The organism is Cryobacterium luteum, from assembly GCF_900110125.1.
GTDB lineage: Bacteria > Actinomycetota > Actinomycetes > Actinomycetales > Microbacteriaceae > Cryobacterium > Cryobacterium luteum.
Genome location: NZ_FOCN01000012.1, coordinates 83,406 through 101,074, shown reverse-complemented (window position 1 = coordinate 101,074; position 17,669 = coordinate 83,406). Strand labels below are relative to the sequence as shown.

General features: G+C 66.3%; 14 protein-coding genes and 1 tRNA gene. 3 read left to right on the top strand and 12 right to left on the bottom strand.

Annotated elements, in window-relative coordinates:
* The 8 genes from BMW72_RS12690 to hisS all read right to left on the bottom strand — a co-directional run.
* On the bottom strand, positions 1-548 hold a 548-nt coding region (locus tag BMW72_RS12690; protein WP_244151244.1), incomplete at its 3' end, for an RNA polymerase sigma factor.
* A gap of 688 nt (positions 549-1,236) precedes the next feature.
* Positions 1,237-1,313: transfer RNA gene (locus BMW72_RS12680), tRNA-Leu, on the bottom strand.
* A gap of 74 nt (positions 1,314-1,387) precedes the next feature.
* A complete protein-coding gene (locus BMW72_RS12675; protein WP_092111090.1) occupies positions 1,388-2,899 on the bottom strand; it encodes an NAD(P)/FAD-dependent oxidoreductase in 1,512 nt (503 codons plus the stop codon).
* Positions 2,900-2,921: 22 nt separating this feature from the next.
* Positions 2,922-4,238, bottom strand: coding sequence for a S8 family serine peptidase (locus tag BMW72_RS12670; protein WP_241983869.1), 1,317 nt, complete (start codon positions 4,236-4,238; stop codon positions 2,922-2,924).
* The gene (locus tag BMW72_RS12665) at positions 4,235-4,786 is read right to left on the bottom strand and encodes a DUF501 domain-containing protein (RefSeq protein WP_092111086.1); all 552 of its coding nucleotides are present in this window, start codon (positions 4,784-4,786) and stop codon (positions 4,235-4,237) included. Before BMW72_RS12665 ends, BMW72_RS12670 begins: the two co-directional genes overlap by 4 nt.
* The gene (locus BMW72_RS12660; RefSeq protein ID WP_092111084.1) at positions 4,783-5,292 is read right to left on the bottom strand and encodes an FtsB family cell division protein; all 510 of its coding nucleotides are present in this window, start codon (positions 5,290-5,292) and stop codon (positions 4,783-4,785) included. Before BMW72_RS12660 ends, BMW72_RS12665 begins: the two co-directional genes overlap by 4 nt.
* A 102-nt stretch (positions 5,293-5,394) precedes the next feature.
* Positions 5,395-6,675, bottom strand: coding sequence for a phosphopyruvate hydratase (eno, locus tag BMW72_RS12655; protein WP_092111082.1), 1,281 nt, complete (start codon positions 6,673-6,675; stop codon positions 5,395-5,397).
* Between the two features lie 125 nt (positions 6,676-6,800).
* The gene (gene hisS / locus BMW72_RS12650) at positions 6,801-8,069 is read right to left on the bottom strand and encodes a histidine--tRNA ligase (protein ID WP_092111080.1); all 1,269 of its coding nucleotides are present in this window, start codon (positions 8,067-8,069) and stop codon (positions 6,801-6,803) included.
* An 87-nt stretch (positions 8,070-8,156) separates the two neighbouring features.
* On the opposite strand from hisS, the gene BMW72_RS12645 reads away from it, so the two are divergent.
* Positions 8,157-9,155, top strand: a complete 999-nt coding sequence (locus BMW72_RS12645; protein ID WP_174721724.1) for an ABC transporter ATP-binding protein — start codon at positions 8,157-8,159, stop codon at positions 9,153-9,155.
* Complete coding sequence (locus BMW72_RS12640) at positions 9,152-10,291, top strand: ABC transporter permease (RefSeq protein WP_241983868.1); 1,140 nt, start codon at positions 9,152-9,154, stop codon at positions 10,289-10,291. Before BMW72_RS12645 ends, BMW72_RS12640 begins: the two co-directional genes overlap by 4 nt.
* 27 nt (positions 10,292-10,318) lie before the next feature.
* Here BMW72_RS12640 and BMW72_RS12635 read toward each other — a convergent pair whose 3' ends face one another.
* Positions 10,319-11,080: a nucleoside triphosphate pyrophosphohydrolase gene (locus tag BMW72_RS12635; protein ID WP_092111078.1), complete on the bottom strand. Its 762-nt coding sequence runs from the start codon at positions 11,078-11,080 to the stop codon at positions 10,319-10,321.
* A gap of 154 nt (positions 11,081-11,234) precedes the next feature.
* Here BMW72_RS12635 and nhaA point away from each other — a divergent pair, with 154 nt between their 5' ends.
* Positions 11,235-12,629: a Na+/H+ antiporter NhaA gene (gene nhaA / locus BMW72_RS12630; protein WP_092111076.1), complete on the top strand. Its 1,395-nt coding sequence runs from the start codon at positions 11,235-11,237 to the stop codon at positions 12,627-12,629.
* On the opposite strand, the gene mfd is transcribed toward nhaA, so the two are convergent.
* From mfd to BMW72_RS12615, 3 genes are all read right to left on the bottom strand, one after another.
* On the bottom strand, positions 12,626-16,258 hold the full coding sequence (gene mfd / locus BMW72_RS12625; protein ID WP_092111074.1) for a transcription-repair coupling factor: 3,633 nt from the start codon (positions 16,256-16,258) through the stop codon (positions 12,626-12,628). The two genes, nhaA and mfd, sit on opposite strands and share 4 nt — an antisense overlap.
* Before the next feature lie 13 nt (positions 16,259-16,271).
* Positions 16,272-16,856: an aminoacyl-tRNA hydrolase gene (gene pth, locus BMW72_RS12620; protein WP_092111073.1), complete on the bottom strand. Its 585-nt coding sequence runs from the start codon at positions 16,854-16,856 to the stop codon at positions 16,272-16,274.
* A gap of 71 nt (positions 16,857-16,927) precedes the next feature.
* Positions 16,928-17,542 (bottom strand): 50S ribosomal protein L25/general stress protein Ctc, encoded by a 615-nt coding sequence (locus BMW72_RS12615; protein ID WP_092111071.1) that lies wholly within the window; start codon positions 17,540-17,542, stop codon positions 16,928-16,930.
* Positions 17,543-17,669: the final 127 nt, after the last annotated feature.

The following is a 17,669-nucleotide window of genomic DNA, read 5'->3' as shown; positions in this document are numbered from 1 at the left end:
GCAACGATTGCGCGCGGATTATCGCGAGCATATATTTGCGCGTCACCGTGGAGCGAGAGCGCGGCTTTGAGGTCTGCTCGCGCGCGTTGATATCGCGTTCGAGCTGTGGAGGCGCTGATGCCCAAGATCTTGCCGGCTTCGGCGATGGAAAACCCCTCCCAGTGGATAAGCCGAACGAGCTCAGCCTGGTCGGGTGCGAGACGGGCTATGGCATCTCGGACCTCGGCGTCTTCATCGATAGACCGGAGCTCTGCGGGCGTGGTTCGGAGAGTTTCGCGAAGTCGTTCGGCAAGATTCGACTGTCGCCGTTCTGTACGCGCGGCGTTAGCAACGACGTGGCGGGCGATCCCGAAGAGCCACATTCTCGCTTGTTCCGGACCTGTCGGCAACGCATTTGCTCGCCGCCACCCGATGGTCATCAGATCTGCAAGGGCATCGGCGGCATCGTCGCGGTTGAGCCGACGTTCTAGGTATCGCAGTAGATCGGGGGTGTTGAGAGACAGAACATCAGTGAGGCGGAGGGCCGAATCCGTTGGGTTCCGAATCACCAGTCTGCACCGGGGCAGTTGCCCTCCCCGTCGTAGCGGAGATTGGACTCGGATCCATCAATGCCTTGCCGGGCGAGCTCGCTGCTAAGTGTGTTGGTCAAGATGCGATTGACGGCGGAATCATACTCGGAGTCGGCGCTGTAGTGGACAGTTCCGTACCCTGCGGCCTCCGTGGACCCATCGTCGTTCATCCACGTGGATTCTTCAGTCCGGAGTTGAGCGACGGTTTCATCGATCGTTTCTTGGGTGAGAAGGGCATCAATGCTCGCGGCCCGGTAAAGGTCCCGGACTGCACGGACTGCTTCAGGATCGCTTCCGTTAACGTTGCCGATCCGGAGTTCACACTCCGCTCCGCTCGGCAACGTGTAGGTGGCGATGGCGTCCGGGGATTCTGCCCAGGGCGACCACAGTTGAATTGTCGCGGCCGTTGCGGCAGCGGCGCCACCCACCAATGAGAACGTGATGAGCGCTGTTAGGGCTGCTCACGGCGTCCCGCCGGTTGGCGATCCCGCCGCCAGGTGCAGCCCTGCGCCGGGTACCGGGCCGACACCGTCGCTACATTGTGCCGGGCGGTCTGCCGAAGCAGGCTCGGCGGCAGCTTGCCGATCGCCAGGCGGGTCGCCCACACAACGGATCCATTCCCATACGTTGGTACGAGTTAAAGCCCAGATCAGCGGAGAAGTATTCGTGGTGCCCCCACTGGGACTTGAACCCAGACTGTGACGATTTTAAGTCGTCTGCCTCTGCCAATTGGGCTATGGGGGCGTGCCCGAAGACGGGCAGTTACAGCGTAAGTGCTGCCGGGCAATGAAATCGCCCGGCAGCACTTTGCAGTGAACCTACTTCGAAGCGGATGCCTCGGCGGACGCCTTCTCTGCAACCGGTGCGTTGGCTGTGGTGGGAGCCTTGGTGGTGCCAGCAGCGGCATCCGCTGCGGCGGCCTTGACCGTGGGCTTGCGCGGCGCACGGGGCGCGCGCGGGGCGGTCGGCGCCTTGGCTGCGGGTGCTACGGGCGCGGCGGCTGGTGCCGGCGGTTTCGGACGCGACGCGAACTCTTCGAACACGGCGCGCGGGTTCTCGGTGGCGCTCAGCGAGACCACATCGCGGCCGAGGAACACGTTGTTGACCCAGCCCCAGACCACGCGCAGCTTGCGCTCCCAGCTCGGCATGGCGAGACCGTGGTATCCGCGGTGGGCGAACCAGGCCGGCATGCCCTTGATAGCCAGGTTGCCGCTCTGGAACACGCCGACTCCAATGCCAAGGCCGGCGACAGCGCCCAAGTTCTTGTGCAGGTACTGCACGGGCTCTTCGCCGCGCAGCACGGCGACGAGGTTCTTGGCGAGCAGTTTGCCCTGACGCACGGCGTGCTGGGCGTTGGGTACGCAGTTGCCGCCGACGCCGCCGCCGCTCAGGTCGGGGACGCAGCTGACGTCACCGGCGCCCCAGGCATCGGTGATGATGTCATCTTCGGTTCCGACGCGCAGGTCTGCCCGAACCTGCAGGCGACCGCGCTCTTCAATGGGAAGGTCGGTGTGGCGCACGATCGTCGGGTTGGCCATGACGCCGGCGGTCCAGACGATGAGGTCGGTCTCGAAGGTCTCGCCGGTGGAGAGTTCGATCTTGCCGTCGACGGCGCTGGTCAGCTGGGTGTCGAGGTGAATCTGGGCACCGCGGCCGGCCAGATTGTCGATGACCCACAGGCTCGTCTTGAGGGAAACCTCGGGCATGATGCGACCCATGGCTTCGATGAGGTGAAAATTGGTCTCTTCGAAGCTGATCTCCGGGTAGAGGGTGAGCAGCGACGTCGCGAAGGAACGCAGCTCGGCGAAGACCTCGATACCGGCGAACCCGCCACCGACCACGACGAAGGTGAGCAGGCGCTCGCGCTCAGGTCCAGCCGGAAGCGCTGCGGCCTGGTCGAAGTTGGTGAGCACGCGATCGCGAATGGCGACGGCCTCTTCGATGGTCTTGAGGCCGATGGCCTGGTCGGCGACGCCCGGGATGGGGAAGGTGCGCGACACTGCGCCGGCAGTGACCACGACGATGTCGTACGTGAACTCGTACGGCTCACCGATCGGCGGTGTGATCGTCGCGGTCTTCTCAGCGTGGTTCACGTGCGTGACCTTGGCCGAGACGACATTGGTCTTCTTCAGGTGACGACGGTGCGACACGACCGCGTGACGCGGTTCGATGGACCCGGCCGCGACCTCCGGCAGGAAGGGCTGGTACGTCATGTACGGCAGTGGGTCAACAATGGTGACCTCGGCTTCGCCGGATCGCAGCCATTTCTCGAGCTTCCACGCCGTGTAAAAACCGGCGTAACCGCCACCGACAATGAGAATTTTGGGCACGATGAGAAGGCCTCCTACATGATTATGATTGTGCGAAATCTTTGGGGTTGCGCCGAATTCGCTTGATATGCCGAGTGGCCCCAATGCCGAACAGCGTTACTAGGATACCAAACCCCACGAGCACAGCGAGCGGAAGGCTGATATAGGTCAAAGTCAGTTGGTTGGGTAGCCATGCGGTGAGCGCGTTCTGGGCCGGCAGCGCCGGGTCTTCAGTGGCGACCACCGGCGCCTGCTCTGCGGGCACCTCGGTGGGCACGACCTCGATCTCGGCCCGGCGATGCAGCGTGATCCACTCCGTCAGCAGCTCGGTGGGGGTGGCGCCTGTGGCCGGAGCAACAGACCGGGTCACCGCAGCAGCAGCATCGATCAGGCCGTTGCCGTAGATGGGGCTGGGCACCGATTGCCCGTTTGCGTTCGCGGTGGCGATGACCCGGTTCATGACGCCCGCCGCATCCAGGTCGGGGTACGCGGCCCGCACCAGAGCCACCAGACCCGACACGATCGGCGCAGCCGCACTGGTGCCGTCCCACTGCACGTAGGTCGAATCGGGCATGACACCGACCAGTTTCTCGCTCGGCGCCGAAACGGCAATCGTGATGCCCTGCGATGAGGCATCAAAGCTCGCCGTCTTATTGCGATCCACCCCGCCGACCGCCAGTACCCCGGGGATCGTCGCGGGAGCGCCGACCTCGGTGGTGCCGCTCCCCCGGTTGCCGGCCGCAGCCACAACGACGACATCGTTTTCGAAGGCGTAGAGAAAGGCATCGTCCCAGCTCTCCGGCCAGTACAACGTGTTGCGGGTCAGCGACATGTTGATGACGTCAGCCCCGTTGTCCACCGCCCAGCGGATGCCCTGCGCGATCTGGTCATCGTTGCTCACGGTGGATCGGGTGCTGCCGAACCCGACCGAAACGGCGAGGATGGATGCCTCAGGGGCCACGCCGATGAGTCCGGTGCCGTCGCCCGTGCCACGACCCGCGAGCAGTGAGGCCACGAGGGTGCCGTGTTCGCCGTCATCGTCGTCACCGGCGACCGGAGTCTGGCCGTTTGCAGAGCCGAGCCCGGACACATCCGTTCCCCCGATCACCGCCCCTTTGAGCTCGGCGATGCTGCCGTCAACTCCCGAATCGATCACGGCGACGGTGACGCCGGCACCCCTGGTGGTATTCCAGGCTTCGGTGAACCCATAGTCGGTGAGCCAGTACTGCAGGTCGCGAATCTGGTCGGCGTGGGCAGCCGGTGCGTCAAGCACGACGGAACCGGCGACGGTGCCGCCGAGCAGGGCGGTGGCGAGCACCAGGCCGACACTCGCACCGAGCCGACGGGCGGTCACAGTCACGCCGGAGCCGACCCGGGTGTTGCGCCGGCGAAGGGCTCGGCAGAGTAGTCCAGGCAGACACAGACCGTGGGTGACCAGGTAGCGCGCTCGAGCGCGAGGTCGCCGATCGGGTTCACACCGGGTCCGGCAGCGAGCGAGTGGGCGGCGAGAGCGTGCAAACACTTGACCCGGGTGGGCATGCCTCCGGAGGAGATGCCGGCGATTTCGGGCACGCTGCCGAGCTGGTCACGATCGAACAGAAAACTCTCGTGCGCGCGTTCGTAGGCGGCGCGCACGTCGTCATCGACGGCGAGCAGGTCGTTGTACTCGTTCATCACCTGGGTGGCCTCGAGTGAGGAGATCGCTGCGGTCGCGGCCGGGTGGCAGAGGTAGTACAGGGTGGGAAACGGGGTGCCGTCGGCCAGCCGCGGCGCGGTCGCGACCACGGTCGGTGCACCGCAAACGCAGCGCGCGGCGATGCCGACGACGTTGCGAGCCGGGCGCCCGAGCTGAGACGAGACGAGGTCGATATCGGCCGGAGTGAACGGGTCGAACGGCGGACGGGTCACGGAGCCACGGTTTGCGGGGTGGCGGGCGCAGCGGCCTGCGGAGCCAGGCCGGCGGTCATGGTGGAGGCGAACAAGGAACCCAGCCAATCAATTGTCGTGCTTTGAATATTGGTGCTGACCGGGCTCGCGTCCGCTTCGAGCGGGGCGACGACCGGCAGGTCGTTGATGACCAAAAAGCTGATGTCGCCCGGCAGCACGTAGGAAAGTCGTTCGCGTGCCTGCGTCGTGACGTAGGTGCGGTCGTTCCAGCGTTCGCGCTGGCTGGTGAGCTGATCGACCTCCGCCTTCTGGTCGGCGACGGTGGCGCTGAGCTGGCTGATCTGCTGCCGCTGCTCGGCGTAGGTGCGCAGGCTCGGCGCCAGCACCACGACCGCGAGCACCAGCACCACCATCATCACGAGTGAAAATCCCGAGAAGCGGATGCTGCGCAGCCAGCCCCCGGCGGGCGTCTCGGCGGGTGAGACGGCGGGTTGCCGCTGGGCCGACTGAGGTCGGTTGTGGTCCATGGCAACTCCTTTCACAGTTCGAAAAATGCTATCCGGTGTAGCGGGGGCCCCGACCAGCCGAAGAGTTCGGTGGTCGGGAGCCCTCGTTCTGGTGTTGCTCGGTTAGGCCGTGAAGCGGGGGAACGCGGCGCGGCCGGCGTAGACCGCGCCCTCACCGAGTTCTTCTTCGATGCGCAACAGCTGGTTGTACTTGGCGACGCGCTCGCTGCGGGCCGGGGCACCGGTTTTGATCTGGCCGGCATCGGTCGCGACGGCTAGGTCGGCGATGAAGGTGTCTTCGGTTTCGCCGGAGCGGTGCGAGATGATGGCCGTGTAGCCAGCGCGCTGGGCGAGGGCAACGGCATCCATTGTCTCGGTCAGGGTGCCGATCTGATTGACCTTGACCAGAATCGAGTTCGCCGCCTTGAGCGCAAGGCCCTTGGCCAGGCGCACCGGGTTGGTCACGAACAGGTCGTCTCCGACAATCTGCACCTTGTCGCCGAGCTCGGCGGTGAGGTGCACATAGCCGTCCCAGTCGTCTTCTTCGAGCGGGTCTTCGAGAGAGACGAGCGGGTAGTCGGTGACGAGTTCGGCGTAATAGGCGCTCATCTCTGCGGCCGAGAGCTTCTTGCCCTCGAAGTTGTAGCTGCCATCCTTGAAAAATTCGCTCGCGGCGACGTCGAGGGCGAGGGCGATGTCCTTGCCGGGAACGTAGCCAGCGTTTTCGATAGCTTCGACGATGAGGTCGAGCGCGGCGCGATTGCTCGGCAGGTTGGGGGCGAAGCCGCCTTCATCACCGAGGCCGGTAGACAGACCCTTGGACTGCAGCAGCGCCTTGAGCGAGTGGTAGGTTTCGACGCCCCAACGCAGGGCCTCGCTGAACGACTCGGCACCGAGCGGAACAATCATGAATTCCTGAATGTCGACATCGTTGTCGGCGTGCGAACCACCGTTGATGATGTTCATCAGCGGCACCGGCAGGGTGTGCGCGTTCGGGCCGCCGAGGTAGCGGAACAGCGGCAGACCGGCCGAGCTTGCTGCGGCCTTCGCCACGGCCAGGCTCACGCCGAGGATGGCGTTGGCGCCCAGGCGCTCTTTGTTATCGGTGCCGTCGGATTCGATGAGGACAAGGTCGACGATGCGCTGGTCGGTCGCGTCGATGTCTTCGACCGCTGGGCCGAGATCGTCGATGACCGCTTCGACGGCTTTGAGCACACCCTTGCCCTGGTAGCGGGCCTTGTCACCGTCGCGCAGCTCGTAGGCTTCAAACACACCGGTGGACGCGCCGGACGGCACTGCGGCACGGCTGACGGTTCCGTCGCCGAGCAATACCTCGACCTCGATGGTGGGGTTGCCGCGGGAGTCGAGAATTTCGCGTGCGTCTACTGCCTCAATTAGGGCCACAACTGTCTCCTGATTTTGTCGGGGTGAACGTCTCTGCGGACGCCGGGGTTTGGGTCGGGATAAAAGTGGGTGTGCCCGGTGGTCCGCACGGATTCAGTCTAACTAAACCCGTCGGCGGGGCTGCATTAGACGCCGAGCGGTTTGAAGTCGAGATCGGCGGCCGCGTTCGTGTCGGGCGTCACGAACGCGAAACGGCCGTAGCCGGCCTCGCCGGCCCGGTCGAGCAGCGCCTTAAGGTTCTTGGTGCGGCGTTCCAGGCGCACGCGCAGGCCTCCCGCCACGAGGTCGCGCTTGAGGGCCACCAGGCGAGCCGGATCGGCATCCTTCTCGTGCACCAGCACGACCGCGTTCAGAGCGGATGCGGCATCCGCTTCGAGCAGGTCGACGATGCGTTCAAAACCGATCGAGAATCCGCAGGCGGGTACGTCGGTGCCGAGGAACCGGCCGATCATGCCGTCGTACCGGCCGCCGCCGCCGAGGGAATAGGACAGATCGGGGTGGGCGATCTCGAAGATGGTGCCGGTGTAGTAGCCCATGCCGCGCACCAGAGTGGGGTCGAACCTGAGGTCGACGCCGGGCAGGGCGGCGCGCAGGGCTTCGAGGTCAGCGAACGCCGCCGGGTCGAGCCAGCTGGGTGCGCTGCCGTCGGGAGCGTCGCTTCCGAGGCTCCAGCCTCCGGAACCGAGCTCGGTCAGCAGCGTGGCCAGGTCGGGGGCGTCGATGCCGAGGGTGCCGAGTTCAGTCGCGACGCCGTTGACCCCGATCTTGTCGAGCTTGTCGATCACGATGAGCGCCCGCTCGGTCAGCGCGGCGGCGACCCCCCAGTGGGCGAGCAGGGTGGTCAGAATGCGGCGGTCGTTGATGCGAATGGAGCAGCCCGTGAGGCCGAGCTGGTCGAGCGTCGCGGCCGTGGCGGTGATCAGTTCGATCTCGGCGAGCGAGCCGGCTTCGCCGATGATGTCGATGTCGCACTGCATGAACTGGCGGTAGCGCCCCTTCTGGGGACGTTCGGCTCGCCAGACCGGTGCGATCTGAATCGACCGGAACACGGTCGGCAGCGCGGCGCGGTGGGTGGCGTAGAACCGGGCCAGCGGAACCGTCAGGTCGAAGCGCAGGCCGAGGTCGGCCAGGGACAGCAGGTCATCCTGCGCGGCCGCCGCCGCGACATCCGCTGCGCTGAGGCCGCGTTTGAGCACCGCGAAAGCGAGCTTCTCGTTGTCGCCGCCGAGGCCGGAGTGCAGGCGAATGGAATCTTCCATGACCGGCGTTTCGATCTCGTCAAAGCCGTGCGCCCGAAAACTCTCGCGGATGATGCCGAGGGAACGTTCGCGCACGGCCTTGTCGGCGGGGAGAAAATCGCGCATGCCGCGCGGCGGGGTCACTGCAATAGCCATGGGGCCAGTCTCGCAGGTGCGGTGGGCTCTCCGTTGCGGGAGTGGGAGCGCACCCTAGACTCGGGGGAAACAAGTGGGGGTGTTTCTATGTCGGTGACGACAGTTTTCGGCGCAGCGGCCGCGGGGCAGGGGATCGGGCCGAGCGGCGTCGCGGTGAGCGGGGTCAGCCGGTCATTCGGCGCTGTCTCGGTGCTGCGCGATGCCACGTTGACCGTTCCGGCCGGATCGGTCACGGCCCTGATCGGACCCAACGGCTCCGGCAAGACCACCCTGCTGCTCATGCTTGCCACGCTGCTCACCCCCGACACGGGCACCATCCGCATCAACGGTCACGACCCGGTCACCGAACCGGAACGGGTTCGCGCCCTGATGGGTTGGATGCCCGACACCCTCGGCTCCTGGCCGAGCCTGAGTGCCCGCGCTGCCCTGCAGACCACCGGGCGCCTGTACCGCATGACCCGCGAGCAGGCCGCTCTGCGCGCCGACGAGCTGATCGCGCTGACCGACCTCGGCGACTTCGCCGACCGGCCCGCACGAGTGCTGTCGCGCGGCCAGAAACAACGACTGAGTCTGGCGCGTGCCCTCGTGCACTCCCCCGGCGTGCTGCTCCTTGATGAACCGGCCTCCGGCCTCGATCCCGCTTCCCGCGCCTCGCTGCGCCAGCTGCTGCGTCGCCTGGCCGGCGACGGAACTTCCATCCTGGTGTCCAGCCACGTGCTCGCCGAGCTCGACGAGATGGCGGATGCCGCTGTGTACCTCGCCGACGGCCGCACAGCAAGCCCGGAGCAGGTGGCCGCGGCGGGCGCGAGCGCCCGAGCGTGGCGCATCCGCTCTCTGGACGAGGCTGCGCTCGAACGCGCGCTGGCAGCACCCGGCGTGGTCGGCCCCCTCGTGCAGGTTCTCGGTGTGGACCAGCTCGGCACCCTCGTGCAGGTCGAGAACGAGGCCTCCGCCGCCGCTCTGCTGCACAATCTCGTGCTGAGCGGGGTGCCGGTCTGCGACTTCGGCCCGGCCGTCGGCAACCTCGAACACACTTTTCTCGATCTCACCCGGTCGACCGAACCCAATCGGGAGGCCACGAAGTGACCGATTCACGCGTGTTCCTCACCGGACTCTGGCTCATCGTCACCCTCGAACTGCGCCAGCGAGTGCGCGGCGTCTCCTGGTATGTGCTGCTCGGCGTCTTCATGCTGCTCGTGGGTATCGTCACGTTTCTGCTTTGGCTGGCCACCTCGGCCTGGCTGTCGGGCGGCGGCGGCGTGTTCTCGACGATCATCTTCTTCGTGCTGCTGCTCGGCACCCTGGTTTCGCCGGCTCTGTCGGGCAATGCCGTCAACGGTGACCGGGAGGCCGGCACCCTCGCCACCACGCAAGTGACGCTGATCAGCACCGGCCAGCTCGTACTCGGCAAATTCCTGGCCGCGTGGATCACCGCGCTGGCCTTCCTCGCGGCGGCCCTGCCGTTCCTGATTTTCGCCGTGGTGCTCGGCGAGGTCTCACTCGCCACGATCGCGGTCTCGGTGCTCGTGCTCGCCGCGGAGCTCGGCGTCATCGCGGCGGTCGGAGTGGGCCTGTCGGGCATCCTGACCCGGCCGCTGTTCTCGATCGTACTGACCTATCTCGTAGTCGCGGCACTCAGCCTCGGCACGCTCATCGCATTCGCCCTGCTCGGCACGGCAACCCAGCAGCAGGCGACGAGCGTGAACTACTACGTGGTGTCATCGACCTTCGACGAGGCGACCGGTCGGCAGTCGGACATCGTGTGTTCGACGGCGGAAACCACCACCTTCGACGTGGCGCGGTTCGACTACTACTGGTGGATCCTCGCCGCGAACCCGTACGTGGTGGTCGCGGACGCCGCCCCGGGCACCTTCAATGACGACGGATACCCGACCGACCTCTTCGGACAGATCGCCGTCGGTGTGCGCAGCGCGCAGGCACCGCCGGAGCTGTTCACCGAATCCAACGGCTGCGAGGAGGCCGCTCAGAGCAGCTTCAACGACGGCCGATACACCGACGGCAGCTTCAGCGACGGCGGTATGTACTCCGGTCAGACTTACGGCACAGGGCCAACCTCACAGGAGATCTACGACGGCGCGGTGCCGAGCTGGTTCATCGGCCTCACCATGCACTTGCTGCTCGGTGCCGGCGCCCTGACCTGGGCCTGGCGTCGCACCCGAACCCCCGCGCTGCACCTCTCCGCCGGAAGCCGCATAGCTTAGCCCGCCATCCCGCCCCGGCCGGTGGGGTTAGGAGGGAAGCGCGATGATTCCGGCGTCGAAGACGTCGTCATCGGGGGCGGCGGGAGCTTCGGCTGCGCGAATCTCAGCCTGCAGGTCACGCACGGCCGCGCGCAGCGCCCGCTCCGCGTCGAGGCCCTGCGCCCGGGCCGACGCCACGATGGCCAGTAAAAGCGGCCCGAGGTCGGCCTCGGACTCGATCGGCAGCGGGAAACCGGCATCCGCTTCGATCAGGCCGAGCTTCTCGGCTCGGCCGAGCACCTTGTCGGCGAGGGCGAGCGCCGGCATGCCCGCCGGAATGCCGTCGAGCACACTCGTGCGGCCCGGCTTCTCTTGGGCTTTGAACCCGTCCCAGGCGGCCGAGACCTCGTCCGCGGTGTCGAGGGTGACATCGCCGAACACGTGCGGGTGCCGGCCGACCATCTTCTCGGTGAGGCGAGCGGCGACATCCTGAATGTCGAAGTCCTCCCCGGGCGTGTGCGCGGCCAGATCCGCATGGAACAACACCTGGTAGAGCACATCGCCGAGTTCTTCGAGCAGGTCGTCGCGGCTGCCCTCTTCGATCGCCTCGATCAGTTCGTGCGTCTCCTCAACCAGGTGCCGCACCAGCGAGGCGTGGGTCTGGTCGGCGTCCCACGGGCAACCGCCGGGCGCGCGCAGCCGTGCCACCGTACTGATGAGGGTCTCGAGCGAGCTCTGCGGTGCTGCTGTCGGGCCCAGGTCGGCCTCCGGCGCGGGGACGGAGGCGGAGGAAAACAGCGGATTGGTCATGGTCGGCACTCCTCGATCGGTGGCATCACGTACCAATCGTAGGCTGGCCGATCGTTCGAGGGTCGCTCAGGTAGGTCGTGTAATCTGATCAACGGTGAGCCGGGAAGTCTGGTCGGCACATGGATGTGCGCGCCCGAAAGACCAGAGGATACTGATGACCGAACCATCCAACCCACCCACCATTCGTGCTGTTTCCCCCGCACCCTCGACCGCGACCATCCTGCGCCGCGGGAGCCACAACGAGTTTGTGCGCATCTCCGGCATTCTGCGCAAGGAAACTGTCGGCGGTGCCATTCTGCTCGCCGCGACCGTGGCCGCGCTCATCATGGCAAACTCCGGATTCTCCGACGCCTACTACGCCTTTCGCGACTACAAGATCGGTTACGCACCCTGGCACCTCGAGCTGAGCCTCGGCGCCTGGGCGGCCGACGGTTTTCTTGCGATCTTCTTCTTCCTCGCCGGACTCGAACTCAAACGCGAATTCGTCGCCGGCGACCTGCGCAGCGTCAGCCGGGCCATCGTTCCGGTGGCCGCCGCCGTCGGTGGCGTGATCATTCCTGCGGTCATCTACACGCTGATCAACACTGTATTCACCAACACCGAAACTGGGGCTGAAACGCTGCGCGGCTGGGCGATCCCGACCGCGACCGACATCGCCTTCGCCCTCGCCGTGCTCGCCGTGATCGGCTCGAAGCTGCCGCCAGCGCTGCGCATCTTTCTGCTGACCCTCGCCGTGGTCGACGACCTGCTCGCCATCGCGATCATCGCCTTCTTCTACACCACCGACATGAACGTGCCGCTGCTGCTGCTCGCGATCGTGCCGCTGGCGTTGTTCTGGATGGTCACCCACCGGTTCTCGCACATCTTCAAGAGCCAGGCTTGGACGGCCTGGGTGCTGCTGCTTCCGCTTGGTTTCATTGTCTGGGCACTCGTGCACGGCTCCGGCGTGCATGCCACCGTCGCTGGGGTGCTGCTCGGCTTCGCGGTGCCGGTGCTGCGCAGCAAGCGCAGCGGCGGCCCCGACGCCGGTCCGGGCTTGGCCGAGGTGCTGGAGCACCGCATTCGCCCCCTATCGAGCGGGTTCGCCATTCCGGTGTTCGCGTTCTTCTCCGCCGGCGTCACCCTTGGCGGGGTTGACGGCCTGTACCAAGCGCTCACCGACCCGGTCGCCATCGGCATCGTCGTCGCCCTCGTCGTGGGCAAGCCGATCGGCGTGCTGCTGGCGACCTTCATCGTGACGAAGACCACCAAAGCCACCCTCGACCCCGACCTCGCGTGGATCGACGTGATCGGCGTCTCCCTGCTGGCCGGCGTCGGTTTCACCGTGTCGCTGCTGATCAGCGAACTCGCCTTCGGCCAGGGCAGCCCGCACGACGACCATGCCAAGGTCGCCATCCTGGTCGGCTCGCTCCTGGCCGCCCTTCTGGCCACGGCAGTCCTGCGCTCGCGCAACCGGCACTACGGCCGCATCGCCGAGAAGGAAGCGATCGACAGCGACAAGGACGGCATCCCGGATGTCTACCAGCCGGATCAGGCCTCGAAAAGCTAGCTGCCGGCCGGGAGCGCGCTCGGCACGGGCGGCGGAAAGATCGCGGCGAGCAACGTTTTGGTCCACTCGATCAGGGCGTCGTCACCCAGCGGTTCACCGTTCGGCCGCGGCATTGGCACACTGAGCGCACCGGTCGCCGACACATACCGCGAGCCGGGATACATCCGCTGCAGGCGCACCTGAATCGAGTCCGCCAGATCGGCCGGCGCGACCCTCAGGTTCGACCCCATGGCGACGACTTCGCTGAGGTTCGCCTGCTGGGCCTGCCAGCGCAGTCGCGACACGGCCACCAGGTTCTGCACCGGCACGGGCGGTTCGCCGTACCGGTCGGTGAGTTCGTCGAGTACCAGGTCGATCTGATCGTCGGTGGCCGTGGGCGAGCTGGCGCTGGAGAGCTTCTGGTACGCCTCGAGCCGCAACCGTTCACTGTCGACGAAGTCGTGCGGAATGTGCGCGTCGACCGGCAGCTCCAGCCGCAGCTCGGTCTGCCCCTCGGCCACATCGCCGCGGAACGTCGACACGGCCTCCCCGATCATGCGCAGGTAGAGGTCGAACCCGACGCCGGCGATGTGGCCGGCCTGCTCCCCGCCGAGCAGGTTACCGGCCCCGCGAATCTCGAGGTCTTTGAGAGCGACCTGCATGCCGGCGCCGAGCTCGTTGTTCGCGGCGATGGTGGCGAGGCGGTCGTGTGCGGTTTCCGACAGCGGCTTATTCTCATCGTAGAGAAAGTAGGCGTAGGCGCGTTCGCGCCCGCGCCCGACCCGGCCGCGCAGCTGGTGCAGCTGGCTCAGGCCGAATTTGTCGGCGCGGTCGATGATGATGGTGTTGGCGTTGTTGATGTCGAGGCCGGTCTCGATGATCGTGGTGCAGACCAGAATGTCGAACTTGCGCTCCCAGAAATCACCGACCACCTGTTCCAGCTGGGCCTCCGGCAGCTGCCCGTGTGCGATGGCGATGCGCGCTTCCGGTACGAGTTCGGCGAGCTGAGTGGCGATGCGGTTGATGCTCGTGACCCGGTTGTGTACAAAGAAGATCTGGCCCTCACGCAGCAGCTCGCGACGGATGGCCGCGGCCACCTGCCGCTGCGAATACGGCCCGACGAAGGTCAGGATGGGGTGTCGGTCCTCCGGCGGGGTGGCCAGGGTCGACATCTCACGGATACCGGTGACCGCCATCTCGAGCGACCGCGGGATGGGCGTCGCGCTCATCGCGAGAATGTCGACGTTGGTTTTGAGCTTCTTCAGAGCGTCTTTGTGTTCGACGCCGAACCGCTGCTCCTCGTCGATGATGACCAGACCCAGATCTTTGAAGATAATCGACGGTGACAGCAGGCGGTGCGTGCCGATGACGACGTCGACGGTTCCGTCGAGCATGCCGGCGATGGTCTCCCGCGACTCCTTGTCGGTCTGAAACCGGGACAGGGCGCGCAGGTGGATCGGGAAACCGGCGAAGCGTTCCTTGAACGTTTCCATATGCTGGCTGACCAGCAGGGTGGTCGGTACGAGCATGGCCACCTGTTTGCCGTCCTGCACCGCCTTGAACGCGGCACGAATGGCAACCTCGGTCTTGCCGAACCCGACGTCGCCGCTGAGCAGCCGGTCCATCGGAATGGGCCGTTCCATATCGGCCTTGACCTCGTCGATGGTGGTGAGCTGGTCGGGCGTCTCCACGAACGGAAAGGCCTCTTCGAGCTCGCGCTGCCAGGGCGTGTCCGGCCCGAACGCGTGCCCCTTGCTGGCCATGCGTGCCGAATACAATTTGACCAGTTCCACGGCGATGTCCCGCACCGCCTTGCGTGCCTTGGTCTTGGCACTCGACCAGTCGCTGCCGCCCATCTTGCTCAGGGTCGGGGCCTCACCGCCGACATAGCGGGTGACCAGGTCGAGCTGGTCGGTCGGCACATAAAGCCGGTCGCCGGCGTGCCCGCGCTTCGACGGCGCGTACTCCAGCACAAGGTATTCGCGGGTGGTCTTCACCGGGTTGCGGCCACCGCTCGACACCTCCCGCTGGGTGAGTTCGAGAAAACGACCGATGCCGTGCGTCTGATGCACGACGTGGTCGCCGGCCACGAGCTGCAAGGGATCGACGACGTTCTTGCGACGGCTGGCGAGCTTCTTGATCTGTCGCGCGTCATAACCGACCGTGCGGCCGTAGAACTCGCTTTCGCTGATGAGGGTCAGCTTGCTCTGCGGCAGTTCGAAACCATGATCGACGGATGCCTTCAGCAGGTAGGCGATGCCCGGTTCCGGCTCCAGCGGCCACACGTCGACCACCCGCGCCGGCAGTTCACGCTCGGCGAGCACCTGGGCGGCCCGTTCCACCAGCCCGGTGCCTTGGGCGACGATGCCGACGACCCAGCCGTCGTGCAGCCGGGAGGCGACGTGACCCACGGCGCCGTCGACGCTGCCAGCGAAGGTGGGGACGGCATCCGCTTCGATGCGCATGGTGAGCAGTTCGTCCAGCTCGAGGTGCTCGGGCAGCACCGGCGCGTCGGTCGGTGCGGCCTGGAAGGTACTCAGGGTCCACCAGCTGTGCCCGGAGGCCGGCGCGCCCGGCGCCGAGTACTTGACGCTGTCGCGCAGGCGGCCGAGGGTGAGAAAATCACCGGATTCGAGGTCGATGGGCGCGTCGGCCCCGGCCGTGGCGGCGCTCCAGGCGGCACCGAGAAACTCGCGGTTGGTCTCGGCGAGGCTGATCGCCCGGCTGGCGACCCGCTCCGGCGAGATCACGGCGATGGCGGCGGTGACGGGCAGGTAGTGGGTGACCGGTACGAGCCGGTCGACCAGGGCCGGCGCGAGGCTCTCCATTCCCTCCACCGGGATACCCTCGGCGATCTTGGCAAGCAGGCCGGACAGACTCGGAAATTCGTGCTGCATCTCGCGGGCGCGCTGCCGAACGGCAGGGCTCAGCAGCAGTTCCCTGCTCGGTGGCAGGCTGACGGAGGCGACCGGTTCGGGCAGAGACCGCTGGTCGGCGACGCTGAACAGGCGAATCTGCTCAACTTCGTCGCCGAAGAACTCCACCCGGTACGGGTGAGAAGCCACCGGCGGAAACACGTCAAGGATGCCGCCGCGCACGGCGAACTCGCCGCGCCGGGTGACCATGTCGACGCGGGCATAGGCCAGGTTCACCAGTTGCAGCACGATCGCGGCGAGGTCGTGGCCGCGCGCGCCGACGGTGAGGTCGATCGGTTCGTAGTCGGTGAGGTTGTCGGCGACCGGCTGCAGGGCCGCCCGCACCGAGGCGACGACGATGAGCGGATGCCGGGTGGCCGGGTCGGCCTCCTGCCACTCGCGCATGCGGCGCAGAGCGTGCAGGCGTTTGCCGACGATCTCGGCGCTCGGGCTGAGACGTTCGTGCGGCAGGGTCTCCCAGGCCGGAAAGTCGATGATTTCAGCACTCGTCGCAAAGCAGCCGAGGTTGTCGCGCAGCGCCTCGGACTCCCGACCGGTCGCGGTGATGACGAACAACGCCTGGGCGTCGTCCGGTCGCAGGTTGAGCAGCGCGGCAAGCAGCGGCGCACGCAGGCCCTCGGTCAGACTGAAATCAGCATCCCGGCTGGCATAGGCGAGGGCATTGTCGAACGTGGAGGCGCGCGCGAGCGCTGCAATTAAGCCCTGAAGGATCACTGAACGAGTCTACCTACGAGGGCGAGTGGAACTTCTGCTGCGCGGCCACGACGCCGTCCGCGGCGATCAGTTCGATTGCGTCGGCAGCATCCGCTATGAGATTGGGCAGAATGCTACGCTCGGCCGATGCGAAGTCGTGCAGCACGAAATCGGCCGGATTCTGGCGACCGGGCGGGCGTCCGATGCCCATGCGAATGCGGATGAACTCATTGGTTCCGGTGGCGGCGATGATGTCGCGCAGGCCGTTGTGGCCGCCGTGCCCGCCGCCGACCTTGATCTTGAGCGTGTCGAAGGGCAGGTCGAGGTCATCGTGCACCACGATGAGCCGGGAGACGGGCAGCGAGTAGAAGCGCAGCAGCGCGGCGACCGGACTGCCGGAGACGTTCATGAACGTGGTGGGCTTGGCCACCACCAGTTTGGGCCCAGTGGGTGCGATGCGTCCCTCGGCAACGAGGGCGGCCGTTTTATGACGTTTGAAGTTGGAGGTGAGACGGTCGGCAAGCTGCGCCGCCACCATCTGTCCCACGTTGTGCCGATTGCCGGCGTAGTCGGGCCCGGGGTTGCCGAGCCCGACTACGAGCCACAGGTTCGTATCCAGGGGATTCCTCCGTGTACGCGGGCGAAAGCCCAGACGGAACCAGTTGATGATGGGTACGCCGTTGAAAAGTACTACGCGGCGGGAGGCGTGGCGGCCGGGGTGCCGGCCGTGATGACCTCGGTCTCGGCCTCTTCTTCATCTTCGCCACGAGGGGTGTGGATGTAGACGACGAGGGCGTCCTCGTCGGACATGAGCACGGCGCCGTCGGGCAGAGGAACGTCCTTGGCGTGAATCTGGGCACCGTCTTCGAGACCCTCGATCGACACGGTGACGTTCTCGGGAATGTCGGTTGCTTCAACCTCGAGCAGCAGGGTCTTGGTGTCGAAGTCGGCGATCGTGCCGGCGAAGGACTCGCCCGACATGTGCACCTGAACTTCAACCTGCACCTTTTCACCCTTGCGCACGACGACCAGGTCGATGTGCTCGATGATGGCCTTTACCGGGTCCTTCTGCACGTCCTTGACCAGTACGAGCTGCTTGGCGCCAGCGATGTCGAGCTCGAGCAGCATGTTGGCGCGACGCAGCAGCAGGGCGATGCGGTGGGCGGGCAGCGACACGTGCACCGGCTCGGTGCCGTGGCCGTAGATGACGGCCGGGATCTTGCCGAGCACGCGCAGCTTGCGGGCCGCGCCCTTGCCGAAGCTTTCGCGCAGTTCAGCGACGACAGCGGTAACTTCTTTAGCCATGATATTTCTCCTTGCGGGGCCTGAGCCCAGGTCGTGGGATAGTGATTCAACTCGAACGCATGTCAGCGTGAGGAAAAGCCCAGGGCCTCGTCCGCCGCGTCGATAACGGATGCCGCCGGCCTACGAG